Raw genomic sequence first — 1,033 nt, forward strand, 5'->3', positions numbered from 1 at the left:
TATTCGCCATCTTCCAATGCCTTTTTAGCTAGTTTCAAATGATCAAAAACTCGGTCGTAAACCAAGACAATAAGTTGCCCTGCATCAGATCCATGAACTCCAGTGAGTACTTCATTTGCCGCATAAGCACGAGCTGATTTAGATACCATGATTTTCCTCAATCCGATCAGAGTTAATTATTGCTCTGACTATTAGTTAGCGCAGTAAGCGCGCTATTCAATGCAGTGCTTGTGGAGCTTAGTTGGTACAGTAAAGCATTTAGAGCTGAATACTGGGAAATAAAATTATTTTGAATTGAATTTAGTCGCTCTGTCAATTGAGCTTGCTGCTTAGCGAGTAGATTTCCCTCTGTCACTTCATTTTGAATCTGGCTATTAATCGCGCCATTCGCACCAATTTGTGCAGTTATGAAAGATAGTAGATCACTTGTGCCAGCCGTTTGTATCAGACTGAGATCTGTTACATCATTATTATTGGTACTGCTCTCAAACGTTAAAGTTGAATCACTTGCTGCACCTGAGGTCCAGCCAAGCGAAGATCCAGATGTAAATGACCCGCCCGCACTGTCACCCAAAGACTTACTTGTATTGAGTGAGCTCGCTGATATTCCAACAGTGGAGATATTGGCAAATGCTGAGGCAACTTGAGTCGCGCTAGCACCCAAACTTCCAGCCTTAAATACTAGACCGGCCATTGTCAATGTCTGCCCGGGCGACATAGAAGTAAATGCTACTAGAGCTGACTCTCTACTTGAGATGGTACCTTGAGTGGTTGTAACTGTTGGGCTTGACGATAAAACACCACTTGCACCGCCAACCTTCACTCCTGCAGCCAATATATCTTGCAAACCTTTACTGCTTGCTAGCGAGTAGGCGGCAGCATTAAATTTAATAGTTCCATCCAACTGTAAATCCATGCCCATTGCATTCATACTCACAGTGCTGAATTTTCCAGTCACTGGATCTGCACTTCCATAAGTGGCGCCTATAGCAAATTTACTCTTGATATCATTGATAAATGATAAGGTTGTTGG

General features: G+C 42.7%; 1 protein-coding gene. It reads right to left on the reverse strand.

Annotation, left to right across the window (positions count from 1 at the left end; translation table 11 throughout):
• Positions 1–172: 172 nt before the first annotated feature.
• Positions 173–1,033, reverse strand: an 861-nt coding sequence (locus B7Y67_RS19275; protein WP_293600014.1) for a hypothetical protein, incomplete at its 5' end; no start/stop codon positions are given.

The organism is Polynucleobacter sp. 35-46-11 (assembly GCF_002281105.1).